Source organism: Dysgonomonadaceae bacterium zrk40, from assembly GCA_016916535.1.
Classification (GTDB): Bacteria; Bacteroidota; Bacteroidia; order Bacteroidales; family Dysgonomonadaceae; genus Proteiniphilum.
On the sequence record CP070276.1, the window covers coordinates 2,374,911 to 2,392,903 of the forward strand.

Here is a 17,993-nt window from a genome sequence, read left to right on the forward strand (position 1 = left end):
GGATCAGTTGTCAGTTGTCAGTTATCAGTTGTCAGTTGACAGTTGTCAGTTATCGGTTTTTTGTTTTGCGGATGTGGATGCACTCCCGTTGCGCGATGATCACCGAGACACCTTCGTATTCGAGCTCTTCGCGAATGATTGTGATGTTCTCCTCCATGTTTTTCCGGAGCGGCACGATGGAGCGGATATGTGCTTCATCCACACCAACACCTTTGCAGATGTCAAAGAAGCGACCGGTGCCGGCTGAATCTTGTCCCCCGGTCATGGCGGTGGTGCCGTTGTCGGAGATGATCACCGTGAGGGGGGAGCGGTCGTTCACAGCGTCAAGCAGTCCCGTGATGCCGGAGTGGGTGAAGGTGGAGTCGCCAATCACGCAGAGGGCGGGACGGAGCCCCGCATCGGCGGCACCCTTGGCCATGGTGATGGAAGCTCCCATATCCACGCAACTGCTGATGGTGCTGTAGGGCGGCAGCGCCCCCAGCGTGTAGCATCCGATGTCACCGAAGACATGCTTTTCAGGGTAATCGTTCATCACCCGGTTGATTGCTTCGAACAGGTCGCGGTGGCTGCATCCCTTGCAGAGCATGGGAGGGCGTGGTACCACCAGCGGATAGGTTACTGGTTGATAAATGACTGCCGGTTGTTTGGTATCATGCCGGGTGTCATTTGCACATCCCATAAATTCGAGCAAGGCCTTCTCCAGCAGGGCAGGTGATAACTCTCCCGTGCGGGGCAGTGTACCATCGAGCCGTCCTCGAAAACGGTTGTCACCCGAGAAACCACGCAGCAGCTCCTCCTGGAGCGGGTAGCCCTCCTCGGCGATGAGGATCTCGCTGTACTGTGCCGTGAACTGTTTCACCATCTTCTCCGGCAGCGGGTATTGCGATATTCTCAACAGCGGGATCTCTAGGTTGTGGGAGGTGATCACCTCCATGGCGTAGTTGACGGCGATGCCGAAGGCGATCACCGCCCGCTCACCGCTGCCTGATATCATACGGTTGTAGGGCGACTGTTCCGAGATTTGTCGCAGCGCATCCTGCTTGGTGAGCAGCAGGTGGTAGTTCTTCCGGGCGTTGGCCGGCAGCAGGATCCACTTGTTCCTGTCTCTTTCGGGGTTGAGTTTGTTTTGCGCGCGTGGCTCGGCGGGAGTGACCACCGCCCGCGAGTGCGACAACCGCGTGGTGATGCGCAGCATCACCGGCAGCCTCAATATTTCCGAGAATTCGAAGCCGTAGCTGACCATCTCGTAGGCCTCCTGCTGGTTGGAGGGTTCCAGGATGGGTATCATGGCGAACCGGCCATAGTAGCGGCTGTCCTGCTCGTTTTGTGAGGAGTGCATCGAGGGGTCGTCGGCCACCACCAGCACCAGTCCGCCGAGCACCCCCGTGATGGCCGCGTTCATGAAGGCATCGGCCGCCACGTTGAGGCCCACGTGCTTCATACATACCAGGCTTCGCCTGCCCGAGTAGGAGACACCCAGTGCCGCCTCGAAGGCGGTCTTCTCGTTGGTTGCCCAGCGGGAGTGCACACTGGCCTGATTGCCTTCTGTTGCGCGTTGGATGTACTCGGTGATCTCGGTGGAGGGAGTGCCCGGGTAGGCGTAGACACCCGATATGCCCGCGTCGATTGCGCCCTGTGCCACCGCTTCTGCCCCCAATAACAGTTTTTTCTCCATATGCTCTGTCTCACCGGTCAGCAGTGTGGCGTTGGTAGTTGTCCGATTGCCCACCTCTTGATGCCGGAATGAAATTAAAAGATTGCGATAAGTTGCAAAAGTACAAAAAATATCAGCTTCGGGTTACAGAATATCATAATTAGAATGTTTCCAGATAACGACTCGTTTTTCAGAACAAATCGGCCTATAATTCGCAAGGAATGGGCGTCTGCCTCTCCCATAAATATAAGAATTGACTGGGAGAGGTGTGGGATAGGCATAAGAGGGGCACAAGCCCGGTACCCGTCCATTTGTTGCGAATTAGAGTTCTGTATGAAGACAAAAAAAAACTGCCTCAATCAATGAGGCAGTCACCAATATGTTAGATGTCAATCTTTTGGAGTTTCAGGAAGGGTTGCTTCCCTGCTCCGTGTCGACTTCGTTTACTTATCGTTTCTTTCCGGACGGGGCAGCAACACCTTGCGGGAGAGCTTGAACTTGCCGGTGCGGGGATCCACATCGATCAGCTTCACGCGGATCTTGTCACCCTCCTTGATGCCGGCATCTTCCACCTTCTCCAGGCGTTTCCAGTCGATTTCGGAGATGTGAAGCAGTCCGTCCTTACCAGGGAGGAACTCGCAGAAGGCGCCATAAGGCATCACCGAACGCACGGTGGCTTCATACTCCTCACCCACTTCGGGAACAGCCACGATGCCCTTGATCTTGAGCATGGCGGCATCGATGGATGCCTTGTTGGTGGCTGAGATTTCCACGCGGCCGCGGTTGTTGATCTCCTCGATGGTGATGGTGGCACCGGTCTCTTCCTGCATGCCCTGGATGATCTTTCCACCCGGTCCGATCACGGCACCGATGTAGTCTTTTGGTATCTCGATCACCTCGATGCGGGGAGCGTGCGGTTTCAGGTCGGTACGCGGTTCGGAGAGCGTCTCCATCATCTTGCCCATGATGTGCTCGCGACCAGCCTTTGCCTGCGCCAGCGCATTCTCGAGGATCTCATAGGAGAGACCATCCACCTTGATGTCCATCTGTGTGGCGGTGATACCATCTCTGGTACCGCACACCTTGAAGTCCATGTCGCCCAGGTGGTCTTCGTCGCCCAGGATATCGGAGAGGATGGCGTAGTTCTGCCCCTTGTTCTCGGAGATGAGACCCATGGCAATGCCGCTCACCGGTTTCTTCAGTGTGACGCCGGCATCCATCATGGCGAGGGTACCCGCGCAGACGGTGGCCATTGAGGAGGAGCCGTTCGACTCCAGGATATCGGATACCACGCGGATCACGTAGGGGTATCCTTCCGGGATCATCTTTTTGAGGGCGCGGTGCGCCAGGTTGCCGTGGCCGATCTCGCGACGGCCGGTACCGCGTTGCGGACGGGCTTCGCCAGTGGAGAAGGGGGGGAAGTTGTAGTGCAGCAGGAAGCGGTCAGTACCATGTTCCAGCACATTGTCGATGATCTTCTCGTCGAGCTTGGTGCCGAGGGTCACTGTGGTGAGCGACTGCGTTTCGCCGCGGGTGAAGAGGGCCGAGCCGTGGGGTCCCGGAACGAAGTCCACTTCGCTCCAGATGGGCCTGATCTCGTTGGTTTTGCGGCCGTCGAGACGCTTTCCCTCGTCGAGGATAGAGCGGCGCATCGCCTCTTTCTCCACGTCGTGGTAATATTTGCCGGCAAGCGCTGCTTTGGCATCACGTTCCTCTTCGGGCAGTGATTCCAGGAATTGGTTCAGCACCGCCTCGAACGCTTCGATGCGTTCATGTTTGTTGGGGTTCTGGGAGGCAGCAACCACGTAGGCAGGTGCATAGCACTTGTCCCATACCAACTTGCGCAGCTCCTCGTCGTTCTCTTCGTGACAGTAGGCACGTTTTTCGGTTTTGCCGACCGCTTCGGTCAGTTCCATCTGGATGCGGCAATGTTTCTTGATCTCCTCGTGGGCGAACTTGATGGCATCGAGCATCTCTGCTTCCGACACCTCGTTCATCTCGCCCTCCACCATCATGATGTTGTCGAGGGTGGCACCCACCATGATGTCCATGTCGGCCTGGGCTAACTGCTGGATGGTGGGGTTGATGACAAACTCACCGTTGACACGTGCAACACGCACCTCCGAGATGGGACCGTTGAAGGGGATGTCCGAAACGGCGAGTGCTGCCGATGCTGCCAATCCGGCCAGTGCATCGGGCATGTTCTCCGTATCGGCAGAGAAGAGGATCACATTCACGAAAACCTCCGCATGGAAATCGTCCGGGAAGAGAGGTCTCAGCGCACGGTCGATCAAACGGCTGGTCAATATCTCAGAGTCGGAAGGTCTTCCTTCTCTTTTCAGGAAGCCTCCGGGGAAGCGTCCCGAGGAGGCAAATTTCTCGCGGTAATCAACCGACAGGGGCATGAAGTCGGTTCCCGGGGTGGCATCTTTGGCTGCGCAAACAGTGGCCAGCAGCATCGTGTTGCCCATACGAAGGGTCACGGAGCCGTCTGCCTGTTTTGCCAGCTTCCCCGTTTCGAGCGTGATCGTGCGTCCGTCTGACAGTTCGATCCGCTTAACAATTGGATTCATCATAAATATCTGTTGTAATCTTCTAAGTGAAAAATTACACAAAGGTACATAAAGTTTTGGTTACTTGGTGCATTCGGCACTGTAAATTAGTGTAACAATCCCGACGCACATCTACCCCTCAACGCATCACCTGTTGTGTATGCACCTCCCTAATGTGAGTGAGCGTGCAATTAAAAAGAGAGGAGTGTCCGTTGCGGGACACTCCTCTGTGTAAATAAGCAATCAGTTAGTTCATTTCCGTTACCTCCACACGACGTGCCTGGATGGTGAGTGCCTCCTCACCGCTTGTCTTGGGATCTTCACCCATGCCGGCGGTGGTCATGCGGGCAGCGTTGATGCCCTGACCCACCAGGTAACTCTTCACAGCTTCCGCTCTTCTCACCGAGAGGGCGTCGTTGTAGGCGTTGGGTCCCTTGTGGTCGGTATAGCCGATGATGTTCACCTCCGTATCGCTGAACTCTTTGAGTACGGAGACGATGGTGTTCAATTCGGTCGCATACTTATCGGTATCCACTACATCACTGTCGAAGGCAAAGTGAATCGATGGCAATGCCGGGAATTCCTTCACCACTACCGGTGCCGGCTCAGGCTTCGGTGCGGGTGCGGGTGCGGGTGCCGGTTCCGGAGCGGGCGGTGGTACTGGTTTCGGATCGTAGTAGACCGGTTCGGTACGTCCGTAGCTCTTGCCTAGGTTGATCTTGAAACCAGCCAGCGCGTTGAACTGCCAGTCGGGATTGTCAGCCCTTTTCGAGTTGAAATGATCGTCCAGGATGCTGGCACCCCCCTCGAGGGTGAAAGCCAGCGCGTCGCTGATGCGGAAGTTAAAGCCAAGGCCTGCACGTCCTGCCAGGAAACCGCGGTTTTCGGTCCAGAGGTACTCCAGGTCATAGTCGCCGGTGTTCAGTGCCGTGGCACCATTCTCAAAGCCGTAGGCATAACCACCGCCGGCAAAGAGATAGGGGCTCACCGCCCGTTCCGGCTTGAAGCCGCCGAAGAGCGTACCCAGGTCGAACAGCAGGTCAAGGTTGCCCTGCACGAACTGGAAGTCGTACACCTGTGCGGGAGCCACCCAACCCCCTTTACCCTGCCATCCGGAAGCGCCGAGGCGCATGCCGAAGAGGGGACTGAACTGGTAGCCCAGGTTCACTGCTCCCGCGGGTGAGATCAGATCCTTGAAGGCCGCTTCACCGAGCGTGTGGGCTGCACCTGCCTGCCACTGCGTAAAGAAGTGGGGCTTGAAGAAGGTCTTACCCTCCTCCTTGATCTCTCTTTCCTGAGCAAACGTCACCATCGGTAGCAGGACGCATGCGATCAGGTAGATAAAAAACTTTTTCATAGACTTTACTTTTAAATTATGGTAAAACAGTTGATAATAATGCGTTCGCTTACGTAGTTAAGATTTTCTGTACAATATTAACAATATAGCCCGATAAATGTTTATTTTTCCCCACATTTCGTTAATAGAAACCACACAAAAAAAGAGGTGCCCAATGGACACCTCTTTTTTATTAAGAAAGCGGGTTAATTACTGTACACTTTTTGTAGCGGAAGTCGGACGAACGACTACGTTTACAATCGTTTCTACATCACCCCACTTGTAAGATACGGTTACAGGAACCTTCAGTGTGAACTCGTTTACAAGTGCAGCACCATTGTTCGTGTATGTCAATGCACCGTTCGGATAATCTGCAACAGGTAATGTTGTATCGAACGCAACTTCAATCGTTGAAGGAAGTTCGGTCAGTTCAGTACCACCAGAAGTCATTAATCCAACAGGTACAATGTTGTCTACATCTACTGCTACTCCGGTAACATCATAGAAGCCGTAGTAGTTTTCGTGGTCAGGTTCGAAGTAGTAAGCATCGGTATTCTTGGCATAGTTTCTCCAGTCAGAGAGACGTACTACATCGCGGATATCGAGGATTGAACCTTCTGCACCAAAGTCAACACCATCAACGAAGTTGTCAGCAGCATTTCCTTCAATGTTCACCGGACGGAGGAAGTGTACATCGAATTCACCTTCGAAGTCACCAGTCAGTTCCACTGCATGTCCACAGTCGTTCATCACAACCATGTAGAGAGTTGCTTTCATGAATTCCGGACCCTTGTTGAGCAGATACTTGCCAAGGTCGCTGTCTTCGTTGTAAGCAAGGATATCGCCATCAGCTGTAGTCTGAGCAAGAATTTCTGCAACAACTTCTGTTGTAGCACCATCGTCATCAGAAGCAAGCAGTTGCTTACCATCTGTGCTTACAGAGACAGTGATACCGTCAACAGTCTTGATGGGCTGAACATCCTTGAAGAAGTATTCGTAGGTGTAACCTGCGTAGTCTTCATCTGCAGCTTCAAGATCAAGCAACTGACCAGTAGTTACGAATGCATTGTTGATGTTGTTTTCAAACGTTGCATTGGCAGGATCATCATCTGTTGTCGATGTCGGTACAGCCACGTTGTGCTGGATGTAGGTCAGGTTTGCATCCCAGTAGTTGGTCAGCAACAGGTCAGAGATATCTGCTGTGGGCTGGCTTACTTCTGCGGTGAAGGTTACCTGAATTACGTTCGGACCGTAGGTATAGGTACCGGACTTGGTAATTGTTTCACCGATGTTATCCCAAAGTTCAGCTTCGGTAACAGTCCATACCAAGTTGAATGATTCAGTGTCGTTCAGGTCTTCTTCTTCGGTAATTGTTCCAACACCTTCAGTTTCTTGTGCCCATACATAGTTATCATGGAAGAATGTCTTGGTCACCTTGGCAACAGCATAGAAGTTTTCATTCATTTCCTGTGTACCAACTCTCAGTACGAAGTCTTCGCAACCAGCTTCAACGCCACCGTCTACTACGAAGGTAACCGGATCAATTGGTTCAGGCTGAGCTTCCACGATGTTGATCTTGATGAAGCCTTCTGCCACGAGGCAGTCATCGTTCATCAAAGAAACATGTACAATCGGGGTACGATTGATGGATGCAGGGTTGGGTTCGTTGATGTCATACACGCGGGTGGAAACTTCAGAACCTACCAGGTTGATAAATTCTTGCTGGTCGGTATCGTTGTCTCCCTGGAGGAATTCAATCACTTCACCTTCTTCGTCCAACAGGTCGAATTCATACTCAAGTCCGTATGTATCAAGGTTGAGCCAAGCTTCAACTTCAGGAGCCCATGTATTGACAACATCGAGCAGGTCAAGCGTTTCGTTGTACACCAATTCAACAACGGGAAGGTCTTCCACATCAAGAGCCTTGGCGTCGTCAAGGAGTGCCGGGAATTCGTAAGTTGACCAGGCTACACCTTCTTCAACTTCATCCTGTACATTGACGAGCATGAGTTCAGAGATAGGATCAGACATTACCGTCATCCAGTCAGAGTTCGCTTCTCCACCAGTGGTAGAGGGAACGATCAGCATCAACTGGTCGATCTTATCGCTCCAAGGTTCTTCAATCTCTGCGGTATTGATTTCAACGGCAACGGTAAGGATACCATCTTCAAGAGATACAAAGGTAGCTTCCGGAGCGATATCAGCAGATCTTGTTGCATAAGGATATACAACAGTCGGGTTGTTGTATTTGAAATAGATTCCTTCGGTATCGATCATGTCAATCGAAGCGTTGCTCGGGCTCACCTGGAAGCGGGCCATTGTAGCAGGAACAATCTCGCCACATTCTTCTGTTACCAGTGGAGAGAAATTCAAAATCGGAAGTGATCCAGTTGGCATTACAAAGTCTGGAATCAGGGTGAGGTAAGCGATGGAGAGGTTACCCAAAGCGATGGGGCCGTCAGCACCTTCCACATTGTAAAGTGTTACACCACCGTTTTCCCATACTGCAGTGATGGTACCGGCAGGTAACCATGTCATTTCAGTAACGGTATCGGTTTCTCCCTCTACCATATGCCAGAAACCATCAGCATGTGGGTAGTAATAAGCACCGTCAGCACCGTCAGCACCGTCAGCACCGTCAGCACCCTTAGATGCCATGCCGGTGTCTACACCGTCGATAAACCAGTTTCCGTTCTCACCAATGGTGATAACCGATCCGTCAGCACCGTCAGCACCGTCAGCACCGTCAGCACCGTCAACACCGTCAACACCGTTGGTGATGTTGTAAGACTGACCGTTGCTAAGGGTTACAGTGATACCGTTTGCAGTAGAGCTAACATTGGTAATCACAGAACCACTTTCTACAGCAGCATTCACGGCATCAACCGTAGTCTTCAGAGATGTAATCTGGTCCTGAAGGTTGTTGATGTCGTCATCATAATCTTTACAAGATGTAACTGTCACGAAAGCGCCAATTACTGCAAAGATGAATAACTTAAATAATAACTTTTTTTTCATACACTAAAAAATTTAATAATAATAAATTAAGATATTGCACTTTTCTGTTCCCTATTTGATTTTAAAGTCTTTTTATTGTTTGTTCAATAGTCAACTCCACAAGTGTCGGGCGGAGTTTGTTTTGTTGTCTTGTTTCTTCGATCGTTCTGTTTTTCATAAACTGTTACCTGATACTCCTCCTTTCTTTACGCGTGTGATTGACTATTCAGTTTTCTCGAAATGCATCTTTTGTAATGTCTCCTTAAACTCCGGCGAGGGTGTGAACACCACTCGCATATTCTTGATATGGGCGGCTGTGAAACTATCCGGTTCCGACACCCCTTCGCTCGATAAAGAGAGACGCAGCGTGCCGAAATTGTTCAGGTTTACGCTGTAGCCCTCAGTAAGGTATCGGGGGATCTCATCCACCATATTCTCGATCACATTCATCACATCACCGCGTGAGAGGGAGGATTTGCCTGCGATCCCCTTGCTCAACTGGTAATTGTTGATGGTTCCCGCCTTGACCGGACTGGCATACCACTTTCGTGTTGTTCCCGGTTCGAGCGGATTGGCTTTTTGAATCAGTTTATACTTCATAGACGTATGTGGTTAATATTTTCTCCACTGCATTGGCGGCTTTACGACTCATCGTGATTTTTTTTTTGCTTCTGTTGTTTCGTCCCTCATCCGTTTGTAACAAAATTGCTGAACGTTTAAAAACTTTGCTCTGACCGTTTGTCGTTTGTCGCTTGCCGTTCCTGTTTTTTGGGCTCCGACCGCTTGGAGATTTTTATCTCTCCTTATCACCGCCACTTTTTAATGGTGGCAAACATACGCTTTTCTATTGCTTTACGTTAGGATTTATGACCAAAATTGTAGGATAAACTACGCTTTAACATTTTATTATATTAGTGCATTTTGCGCAAAGACAAATGCTAAAATGCATACAAATAAGTTAATACCTGTGCTGTTACCCGGTTTTGATCTAAATCATGTCACTGTCGCTTTTTTATTGACCTGTTTTTATGGGATCTTATCCCTGGTTTAATTGTCTCTATTTCAAAAAACTCCGCTGTTCCGCTACCGTACGGGTGAGGGCAACAGCGAAAAAATTTTTTACAAATATACAACTTTGTTGTTGAAAACAAAAAAAGTTTAATAAAATATGGAGTGCCTTCCCCGATATTTTTCGATTCATCCTTCATTGAGGCTGGGAAGTCGCTGGTATTGAGTAGGTGTAACACCTGTATGCTTTTTAAAAATTCGTGAAAAATAATTGACGTCGTAAATGCCGCACTCGGCGGCTACCTCACCAATGGCTTTCTGTTGTGACGCGAGGATTTTCCTGGCGTGTGCCATTTTCACCTGCAGGATGTAGGTGGAGGATGGTTTCCCTGCCACACTGTTCAAACGCCTGTTCAGCTGCGAGAGACTGAGGGCGAGCTCTTCTGCTAGCATCTTGGGGGAAAATGCCTGGTTCCTGATCTCACGGTGGATGATGTCGGTCACCTGCCTCAAAAACTCCAGCTGCTGACTCTCCGGTTCATCTTTCATCTCGTTGACCGGTTGTGCACGTTGGTATTTCTCCCGCAGCAGGTTCCTTGATTCCAGCAGTTTCTCCACCCTCAACTGCAGCTCCTCGGCACGGAATGGCTTGCTGAGGTAGGCATCGGCACCGCTTTGAAGTGCCTCCAGTCTGTCGTCAAGCGTGTTGCGGGCAGAAAGGAGGATTACCGGGATATGGTTCAACAGGGGGGATGAGCGAAACGAACGGCACAGCTCCAGCCCGCTTTTTTGTGATGTGTTGCTGTCAGCAATCACGATGTCGGGAATATGTTTCAGTGCCAGTTCGTGTGCCATCGTACCTCCGGGGACAACGAGGAGGTTGTATCGGTTGGGATGGAACAATGTGCCGAGATAACCTGCCATGTCGTTGTTCTCCTCCACAAGGAGGATCAGCTCACGGGGGTCATTTGCATGGATGGAGGGATTGACGGAATTGCTTGTCATCACCAACTCCGTCTCATATTCCTCCTTTGAGGGGTCGAATGCAAGCGGCCGGGGAGTCTCTTCCGGAGGAGCGGCAGCTTTTTCGTTCCGGATGGGAAGCTGAAGGGTGAAGGTGGTGCCTTTGCCCTCACTGCTGTTCACCCTGATGCATCCTTTCAATCTTGTCACCAACTGTTTGCTGAGCATCAGTTCTGTTTCTGTTTTAACCGGCTCCCCGTTGATGTCTTCGTGATAACAGGGCTCAAACAAAGATGGCAGCTCTTGCTTGCTGATGCCTTTGCCATGGTCCACCACCTTGATGACGTAATTCTTTTGATTCCCCCGTTGCCGCTCCACGATGAGAAAGATCCTGGAACCCTCACGGCTGCTTTCCAACGCTTTGTTGAGCAGTAGGTGCAGTATCTGTTCGAGATGAGCGGGGTGGAAGTCGGTTTCTATTTGTGTCTCTTCACTGAAAAAGACCAGCTCAACACCTTTCTTGCGGGTCACAAGCAGGTATGATTCGGCAACCATCTCCAGGAATGCCACTACGTTTCCATGCTTCCAGGCATCGGGTGCATCTGCGGTCTCATAACCGGTCACCACCTGCATTCGGTTGGCAAGGTCGTTCAGTATCCTGCCTTGCCGCTCAATGGTTCCCAGGTAGGTGTGGTTGTTGTTGCCCGTTTGATTCCCCTCCCGGAGGTGCCGGCTCAGTCCCTGAATGATGGTAAGGGGGGAGCGAAATTCATGTACCAATCCCCGCAAGAAACGTGTACGCATCTTCTCGCTTTGCTGCATTCGGGACAAAGCACGGGTGCGTTGCACCAGCAGGATAGACAAGGTGATTGCAATTGCTGCAAGCAGTAGGATGATGAGCATCACGGGCATCGAGACACCCGTGTTGTCAGGTAGATAGATTGTTAGTTTGTTCACGACTGTTTTCAGTTAGCACAAAAGTAACAGCATTTTTCACATGCAATATTAGCACTTATTTTGAGAATGACAAAAGAAGTGCTTAAAATTATGCTTGTAAACAGGCGGAATAAAAATCTGGTGAACCGCTCACTCCTAATTGATACGCACTGTGAGGGAGAGGTTGAGCATGGGCCACCAGTTGAGCGTCTCCTGTGATACCGGCAGTTCGAGCTCCTCGGCCATGCGGTTCACCCAATCGCGTCCGGCCTCGTTGAGGTTATCGCTATCCAGGCGGTATTTGCCCTGGTAGACCGCACCCAGCTCAAACCTGACGCCCACCCGGTTCTTCGGGATGGTTCTGCCCAGGGCCACACCAATATAGGGTTTCAAGCTGTTCCCCATGGTCAGCAGGGCGTCAAAGCTACCGTCGCTGTTGGGTTGAAAGACGATATCCTCGTAGGTGAGGGAGGGTTCCTCGCCCATTGCAGCGGAGATTGTTTCGTAGTCGTGAATCAGTCCCTTCCCATCAACGCTGTTGCTGCCGACGTAAAAGCCGCCGGTCAGACTGAAGATGCTGTTGCGCACCGGGTAATAGTCGAGCATCAGTTTAAAATTGGGGAAGGTGATGGAGGCCTCGGTGATTTCTGCCTCCACCGTGGGAGTGATGCCATATTCCTCGTAGCCTTCGATCTCCGCTTCAAACGAAGCAACATCCTGACGGCTGTAACCAAGATAATCGAAGCCGGCACGCAGTGAGAAGTGTGGAGAGAGGTTGGTGGCTGCCTGCAGGCCTACGCCATAGAGACCTCCGTTGATGCCTGCCGACCAGTGTGTGAAGGGGCGTTCCTGTGCATGGATGGCGATGATGCAAAGCCCGAGGAGGATTGTAAAGATAAATTTTCTCATATCAGGTGCAGCTAAAAGGTGAATGATTCAGGAAACAATCACACATATATAAGATTTAACAATCATTCCAACTTTTTTGTTTTCCAAAAAAAGAGTAAGTTTGCACCCTTAATTGAAATGATATGAAGAAACAGGGATTCATTGTTTTTATACTCCTGCTCGGGGTTCTCATGATCACCGGATGTACGCAAGGCGACCGGTTCACGGTGGAAGGAAATATCGTTGCTGCCGAAGGTGATACACTCTACCTGGAACAGCGGGCACTTGCCGGTGTGGAGCTGCTCGACTCGGTGGTACTTGACAAGGAGGGTGCGTTTCGTTTCCGGCAGCCGGCGCCGGACAATCCTGAGTTTTATCAACTCCGTCTGGGTGGCCTGATGGCAGCCTTCGCGGTGGACTCGTCTGAGACACTCCGTGTGACAGCTGACGGTTCGGATCTCTATCGCTCTTTCAAGGTGATGGATTCGCCCACCAACGATCAGCTTCGGCAGGTGGATCGTTTGGTGATTGATGCTGCAGCCGCTCTCAAGCAACTGGAGGAGGAGCACAAGGCGGGATCGATCGACGACATGGCTTTCATCAGCCAGCTCGACTCCGCCCTGCTCAATTATAAGGGGGAGATTTCTAAACTGATCCTGGGCAATCCCACCGGTGCAGCCGCTTACTATGCCCTGTTCCAAAAGATCAACAACTTCCTGATTTTCGATCCTTACGACCGTCGCGATTACGCCATGTTCGGGGCGGTAGCCACCTCCTGGAATCGTTTTTACCCGGAGAGCGATCGTACCCGCCACCTCTACGAGTTCACCATGAACGCCCTGAAGGTGCGACGTCAACAGGAGCAACAGGCTGAACTGCTTGAGAACGCAGTGCCGGAGACCGGTACGGGATTGCCCGACATCGTGCTCCCGGTGGTGAGTGGTGAGAAAGTGAGTCTCTCCTCCCTGCAAGGGAAGGTGGTGCTGCTCGATTTCACGGTGTATGGATCCGACTTCTCTCCCCGGCACAACATCGACTTGAATGCGCTCTACGAACGTTACCGCGAGAGTGGGCTGGAGATCTACCAGATCTCGTTCGACTCGGATGAGCATTTCTGGAAAACAGCTGCCAGCAACCTGCCCTGGATCGCCGTGCGTGATCCCCAATCGGTGAACAGCCGCCTGCTCCCGCTCTACAACGTGAGAGAGCTGCCCACAGCCTTTATCATGAATCGGGACGGTGATCCGGTGGTGCGTATCGAATCGTATGCCAGCCTTGAGGAGGAACTGAAAAAGTTGCTCTGAAACTTTTTCCCCAATTTTTGTTTTTATGGAATAAAGTTTTTATCTTTGTGGTAATTACATCATGGAAAAAGGGAGTTCCGGTCTTGTTGAAAAAGGCCGGAATTCTTTTTCTTTGTGTTGTTTATAACAAGTATCAAAACAAAGAAATTACACGTTATGGCAGTAACCTACATGACCGAAGATGGACTTCGGAAATTGAAAGAAGAACTGATAGAGCTGGAGTCAGTGCAACGGCCTGAGATCTCACGTCAGATTGCAGAGGCACGTGACAAAGGTGATCTGTCGGAAAATGCGGAGTATGATGCCGCCAAGGAGGCACAGGGAATGCTGGAGGCCAAGATTGCACAGTTGAAAACGCTGATCGCAAGTGCCCGGCTCATTGATGAAAGCAGCATCGGCACCGATGAGGTGCAGATCATGAACAAGGTGACCATTCGCAACCTGCAAACAAAGAAGTCGATGACTTACACCCTTGTTTCGGAGAGCGAAGCGGACCTTAAAAGCGGTAAGATCGCGGTCAGCACCCCCATCGCACAGGGACTGATGGGCAAGAAGGTGGGTGACGTGGCCGAAATCAAGGTTCCTTCCGGAACAATGACATTTGAAATAGTGGAAATATCAATCTGAAAAAAATGGCAACCATTTTCAGCCGGATCATCTCAGGGGAGATCCCATCCTACCGGGTGGCCGAAGATGATCGTTTTTTTGCTTTTCTCGACATCAACCCGATGCAGGCGGGGCATACCCTGGTGGTGCCCAAACAGGAGACCGATTACCTGTTCGATTTAGATGATGCACTCTTGGCCGACATGATGCTTTTTGCCAAAAGAGTGGCAAGGGCGATTGAAAAAGCGGTGGAGTGCCGCCGCGTGGGAGTGATGGTGATCGGCCTCGAGGTGCCGCATGCCCACATCCACCTGATCCCGATTCAACAGGAGGGAGACATGAGTCTTGCCCGCAAGAGAGTAGAATTGACAGAAGAGGAGTTCAAGCAAATCGCGTTGCGGATAGAAGCCGCATTTGATGCGTGAAGTTTTGTGCTGCAGAGCACAAGGAGAAAACAGACGAAGAGGCTGTCTCAATTTACAAATGAGATGGCTTTTTTTTATCCCACCCACTAAGATTCGCCTTAGTTGGCTTTTTACTGCGTATCAATTCAGTCGTAACTGACTCTAATCTGGTTCGAATCTATTAGAACGAGATTAGAACCATATTAGAACCATATTAGAACGAGATTAGAACCTGTAGCGAAGAAGGTAGGCTGTTTCTTCCTCAAATAGGGCTACTCAAACTGTAACCTATAAACAAAAAAAGGCTATCTCATTTTATATCATGAGACAGCCTCTTTTTTGTTGAGTGTAGTCAGATTTTCCGGATACGGACGCCCCTGACAAAATGGCACTCTCCCTTCTCCAGAATCAGGTCGGCCCGGAAGCGGGTGGGGAGGATGTTCTGCTGCAGGTTTACCAAGTTGATCTCATCCCACACCTCATTGGCGAACTTCATCAGCTCCTCTTCCGAGTAGGTGGCGTATCGGTGGAAATAAGACTCAGGGTTTCGGAAAGCAGTCTGCTGCAGCTTCTTGAACCGTTCGAGGTACCACTCCCGTAAGTTGCGCTCGCTGGCATCCACATAGATGGAGAAGTCGAAGAAGTCGGAGACGAACACCCTCCGCTTTGGTTTCTTGGCCGTGTTCACCTGTAGCACATTGATTCCCTCCACGATCAGGATATCGGGACGTTCAATGGTCTGTATCTCTCCCTCCAGCACATCATAGTAGAGGTGCGAATAGAGTGGCACCTCCAGGAGCTCCTTCCCCGATTTCACGCTGGCCAGGAAGGCCAGCAGCCGTTTGGCATCATAACTTTCGGGAAAACCCTTCCGGTTAAGGATGCCCCGTCGCTCCAGCTCTGCATTGGAATAGAGAAAGCCGTCGGTGGTAATCAGTTCTACTTTTGGTGCACCGGGTGTCATGGAGAGCAGCTTCTGCAATACCCTCGCCGTGGTGCTCTTCCCCGCGGCCACGCTGCCGGCGATGCCAATGATGTAAGGTATAGGGTGGCTGGTGTTGTGGAAGAACTGATCGCGCTCGTTGTGCAGGTTGCGGTAGTGCGTCAGGTGGATCTGCAACAGGCGGATCATCGGGATGTAGATCTCCTCCACCTCTTTTGTAGTGAGCGGTTCGTTGAGGGCCTGCAGCCGTGTGAGATCGATGTCGGAAACGGGAAACATGGGATGTTCATCCAACATGCTCCACGCCTTACGCGTGAAGGCACGAAAGGGTGAGTAGGTAACCTCGTAGGTTTTGTTCATCTCTGTTGATAGCTTTTCTTGCTGCAAATATACGGAAAAAGTACAAAAAAGGGAATCCCACTTACGAGGATCCCCTTTTTTATGCAATTATCTCTGTTGTTGTCCGGTTCAGATCATTTCGAAGCTCCGTTTCACGAAGCTGTTCAGCGACTCACCCTTCAGCAGACCACCGGCCAGCAGTGCCAGGTCGACCATATGCTTCAGCTTCGTGTCGGCTGTGACCGTTGTCTCCAGTTCCTCCTTCGATTCGCTTAGGGTGATCAGCTGTTTGATGTAAGAGTGATCGGCATTGAGTACCAGCTGATAGCTGTCGGGCATCTCACCATAGAACGCCATCTGTTGCTGCATGGCGGCCATCTCTTTCATGCGGCGGGAGAACTCGTTCTGGGTGATCTGCACCGGTTTGGAGCTTTCACCCAGAGCCTTGAAGTCGACGTTGAACTCAGTCTTCTCGATGACCGGCAACTGTGACTTCACCACTTCGGTCAGTGTCTCCTTCTGCTTGTCGCTCAGCTCCGGTGCACTCTTCTCTTCTTTTTCGATGATGTGCTCAATGATGTCGCTGTCTACCCGTACGAAGCGGATTTTCTCCAGCTTCTGCTCCAGTAGTCCCATCCAATGTACATCGAGCTGTCCATCCATCAACAGGACATCGTATCCCTTCTCACGGGCCGCCTCGATGGGAGCATACTGCTCCTGATGGTCGCTGGCGTAGAGCCAGATGAGGTCGCCGTTCTTGTCGGTCTGTGACCCCTTGGTCAGTTCCTTGTATTCTTCAATTGTGTAGGACTGCTGCTCACTGTTCTTCACCAGTGCGAACTTGGCGGCACGGTCGTAGAACTTCTCTTCAGAGAGCATCCCATATTCGATAAAGAGCTTCAGGCTCTCCCACTTCTCCTCGAACTGGGGACGCTCTTTTTTGAAGAGTTCCTCGAGCTTGTCAGCTACCTTTTTGGTGATGTGGTTGGAGATCTTCTTCACGTTCTGATCGCTTTGCAGGTAGGAGCGGGAGACATTCAGCGGGATGTCGGGTGAATCAATCACTCCGTGCAGCAGTGTGAGGAACTCCGGTACGATCCCCTCCACCGAGTCGGTGACGTAAACCTGATTGCTGTAGAGCTGTATCTTGTTGCGCTGCAGGTCTATGTTGCTCTTGATTTTCGGGAAATAGAGGATACCGGTCAGGTTGAAGGGGTAGTCCACGTTGAGGTGGATCCAGAAGAGTGGCTCGTCGGTGAACGACATGGGATAGAGGGTGCGGTAGAACTGGAGGTAATCCTCATCCTTGAGCTCTGTCGGTTTTTGTTTCCAGAGCGGGTTCACCTCATTTACCACGTTGTCTTCTTCGGTGTCCACATATTTGCCATCCTTCCACTCCTGCTTTTTGCCGAACACCACCGGTATGGGCAGAAACTTGCAGTACTTCTTCAGAAGTGATTCAATCTTCTCTTTCTCCAGGAACTCCTTGTTCTCATCGTCGATGTGGAGGATGATGTCGGTGCCGCGATCCTCTTTTTTCACCTCCTCCATGGTGTACTCAGGTGAGCCGTCGCACGACCACTTCACTGCGGGTGCTTCCTGGTTGTGTGATTTTGTGACGATCTCCACTTTCTTCGCCACCATGAAGGTGGAGTAGAAGCCCAGCCCGAAGTGACCGATGATGGCGTTGCTGTTGTCCTTGTATTTATCGAGGAAGTCGTTGGCCGAAGAGAGGGCAATCTGGTTGATGTATTTGTCCAGTTCTTCGGCGGTCATGCCGATACCACGGTCGGAGAGGGTTACGGTTTTCTTTTTCTTGTCGACCGAGACCCTTACGGAGAGGTCGCCCAGTTCACCTTTGAACTCGCCCACATCGGCAAGTGTCTTGAGCTTCTGTGTGGCATCGACGGCATTGGAGACGATCTCACGCAGGAAGATTTCATGATCACTGTATAGAAACTTTTTGATGATTGGGAAGATGTTGTCGGTGGTGACACCGATTTGTCCTTTTTGTGCCATATATCTTTTTTTTTATTGGGTTATTGCAACGCTGATAAATTTGC

12 protein-coding genes are annotated in these 17,993 nt (G+C 51.2%); 3 read left to right on the forward strand and 9 right to left on the reverse strand.

Annotated features, from left to right (window positions below; genetic code table 11):
• Positions 1–49 precede the first annotated feature (49 nt).
• The 7 genes from JS578_10035 to JS578_10065 form a co-directional block, all read right to left on the reverse strand.
• Positions 50–1,675, reverse strand: coding sequence for an indolepyruvate ferredoxin oxidoreductase (locus JS578_10035; protein ID QRX64986.1), 1,626 nt, complete (start codon positions 1,673–1,675; stop codon positions 50–52).
• Positions 1,676–2,097: 422 nt separating this feature from the next.
• A complete protein-coding gene (gene pnp / locus JS578_10040; GenBank protein ID QRX63206.1) occupies positions 2,098–4,230 on the reverse strand; it encodes a polyribonucleotide nucleotidyltransferase in 2,133 nt (710 codons plus the stop codon).
• 223 nt (positions 4,231–4,453) lie between these two features.
• Entirely contained in the window at positions 4,454–5,563 is a 1,110-nt protein-coding gene (locus tag JS578_10045) for an OmpA family protein (protein ID QRX63207.1), read from the reverse strand.
• 189 nt (positions 5,564–5,752) lie between these two features.
• On the reverse strand, positions 5,753–8,560 hold the full coding sequence (locus JS578_10050; GenBank protein QRX63208.1) for a hypothetical protein: 2,808 nt from the start codon (positions 8,558–8,560) through the stop codon (positions 5,753–5,755).
• Between the two features lie 201 nt (positions 8,561–8,761).
• Entirely contained in the window at positions 8,762–9,139 is a 378-nt protein-coding gene (locus tag JS578_10055) for an HU family DNA-binding protein (protein ID QRX63209.1), read from the reverse strand.
• Between the two features lie 597 nt (positions 9,140–9,736).
• Entirely contained in the window at positions 9,737–11,467 is a 1,731-nt protein-coding gene (locus tag JS578_10060) for a helix-turn-helix domain-containing protein (GenBank protein QRX63210.1), read from the reverse strand.
• Between the two features lie 135 nt (positions 11,468–11,602).
• Positions 11,603–12,355, reverse strand: a complete 753-nt coding sequence (locus JS578_10065; GenBank protein ID QRX63211.1) for a hypothetical protein — start codon at positions 12,353–12,355, stop codon at positions 11,603–11,605.
• Between the two features lie 122 nt (positions 12,356–12,477).
• Between JS578_10065 and JS578_10070 the strand changes: the two genes are divergently transcribed.
• From JS578_10070 to JS578_10080, 3 genes are all read left to right on the forward strand, one after another.
• Complete coding sequence (locus tag JS578_10070; protein ID QRX63212.1) at positions 12,478–13,638, forward strand: AhpC/TSA family protein; 1,161 nt, start codon at positions 12,478–12,480, stop codon at positions 13,636–13,638.
• Between the two features lie 156 nt (positions 13,639–13,794).
• On the forward strand, positions 13,795–14,265 hold the full coding sequence (gene greA / locus JS578_10075; GenBank protein ID QRX63213.1) for a transcription elongation factor GreA: 471 nt from the start codon (positions 13,795–13,797) through the stop codon (positions 14,263–14,265).
• Between the two features lie 5 nt (positions 14,266–14,270).
• The gene (locus JS578_10080; GenBank protein ID QRX63214.1) at positions 14,271–14,669 is read left to right on the forward strand and encodes an HIT family protein; all 399 of its coding nucleotides are present in this window, start codon (positions 14,271–14,273) and stop codon (positions 14,667–14,669) included.
• A gap of 331 nt (positions 14,670–15,000) precedes the next feature.
• Here JS578_10080 and JS578_10085 read toward each other — a convergent pair whose 3' ends face one another.
• On the reverse strand, positions 15,001–15,951 hold the full coding sequence (locus JS578_10085; GenBank protein QRX63215.1) for a type I pantothenate kinase: 951 nt from the start codon (positions 15,949–15,951) through the stop codon (positions 15,001–15,003).
• Between the two features lie 108 nt (positions 15,952–16,059).
• Positions 16,060–17,949, reverse strand: a complete 1,890-nt coding sequence (gene htpG, locus JS578_10090; protein ID QRX63216.1) for a molecular chaperone HtpG — start codon at positions 17,947–17,949, stop codon at positions 16,060–16,062.
• Positions 17,950–17,993 lie beyond the last annotated feature (44 nt).

Excerpts from the sequence above, each read along its gene's own strand:
- JS578_10035 (QRX64986.1), bottom strand. The coding sequence starts at position 1,675 with ATGGAGAAAAAACTGTTATTGGGGGCAGAAGCGGTGGCACAGGGCGCA.
- pnp (QRX63206.1), bottom strand. The coding sequence starts at position 4,230 with ATGATGAATCCAATTGTTAAGCGGATCGAACTGTCAGACGGACGCACG.
- JS578_10045 (QRX63207.1), bottom strand. The coding sequence starts at position 5,563 with ATGAAAAAGTTTTTTATCTACCTGATCGCATGCGTCCTGCTACCGATG.
- JS578_10050 (QRX63208.1), bottom strand. The coding sequence starts at position 8,560 with ATGAAAAAAAAGTTATTATTTAAGTTATTCATCTTTGCAGTAATTGGC.
- JS578_10055 (QRX63209.1), bottom strand. The coding sequence starts at position 9,139 with ATGAAGTATAAACTGATTCAAAAAGCCAATCCGCTCGAACCGGGAACA.
- JS578_10065 (QRX63211.1), bottom strand. The coding sequence starts at position 12,355 with ATGAGAAAATTTATCTTTACAATCCTCCTCGGGCTTTGCATCATCGCC.
- JS578_10070 (QRX63212.1), top strand. The coding sequence starts at position 12,478 with ATGAAGAAACAGGGATTCATTGTTTTTATACTCCTGCTCGGGGTTCTC.
- greA (QRX63213.1), top strand. The coding sequence starts at position 13,795 with ATGGCAGTAACCTACATGACCGAAGATGGACTTCGGAAATTGAAAGAA.
- JS578_10080 (QRX63214.1), top strand. The coding sequence starts at position 14,271 with ATGGCAACCATTTTCAGCCGGATCATCTCAGGGGAGATCCCATCCTAC.
- JS578_10085 (QRX63215.1), bottom strand. The coding sequence starts at position 15,951 with ATGAACAAAACCTACGAGGTTACCTACTCACCCTTTCGTGCCTTCACG.
- htpG (QRX63216.1), bottom strand. The coding sequence starts at position 17,949 with ATGGCACAAAAAGGACAAATCGGTGTCACCACCGACAACATCTTCCCA.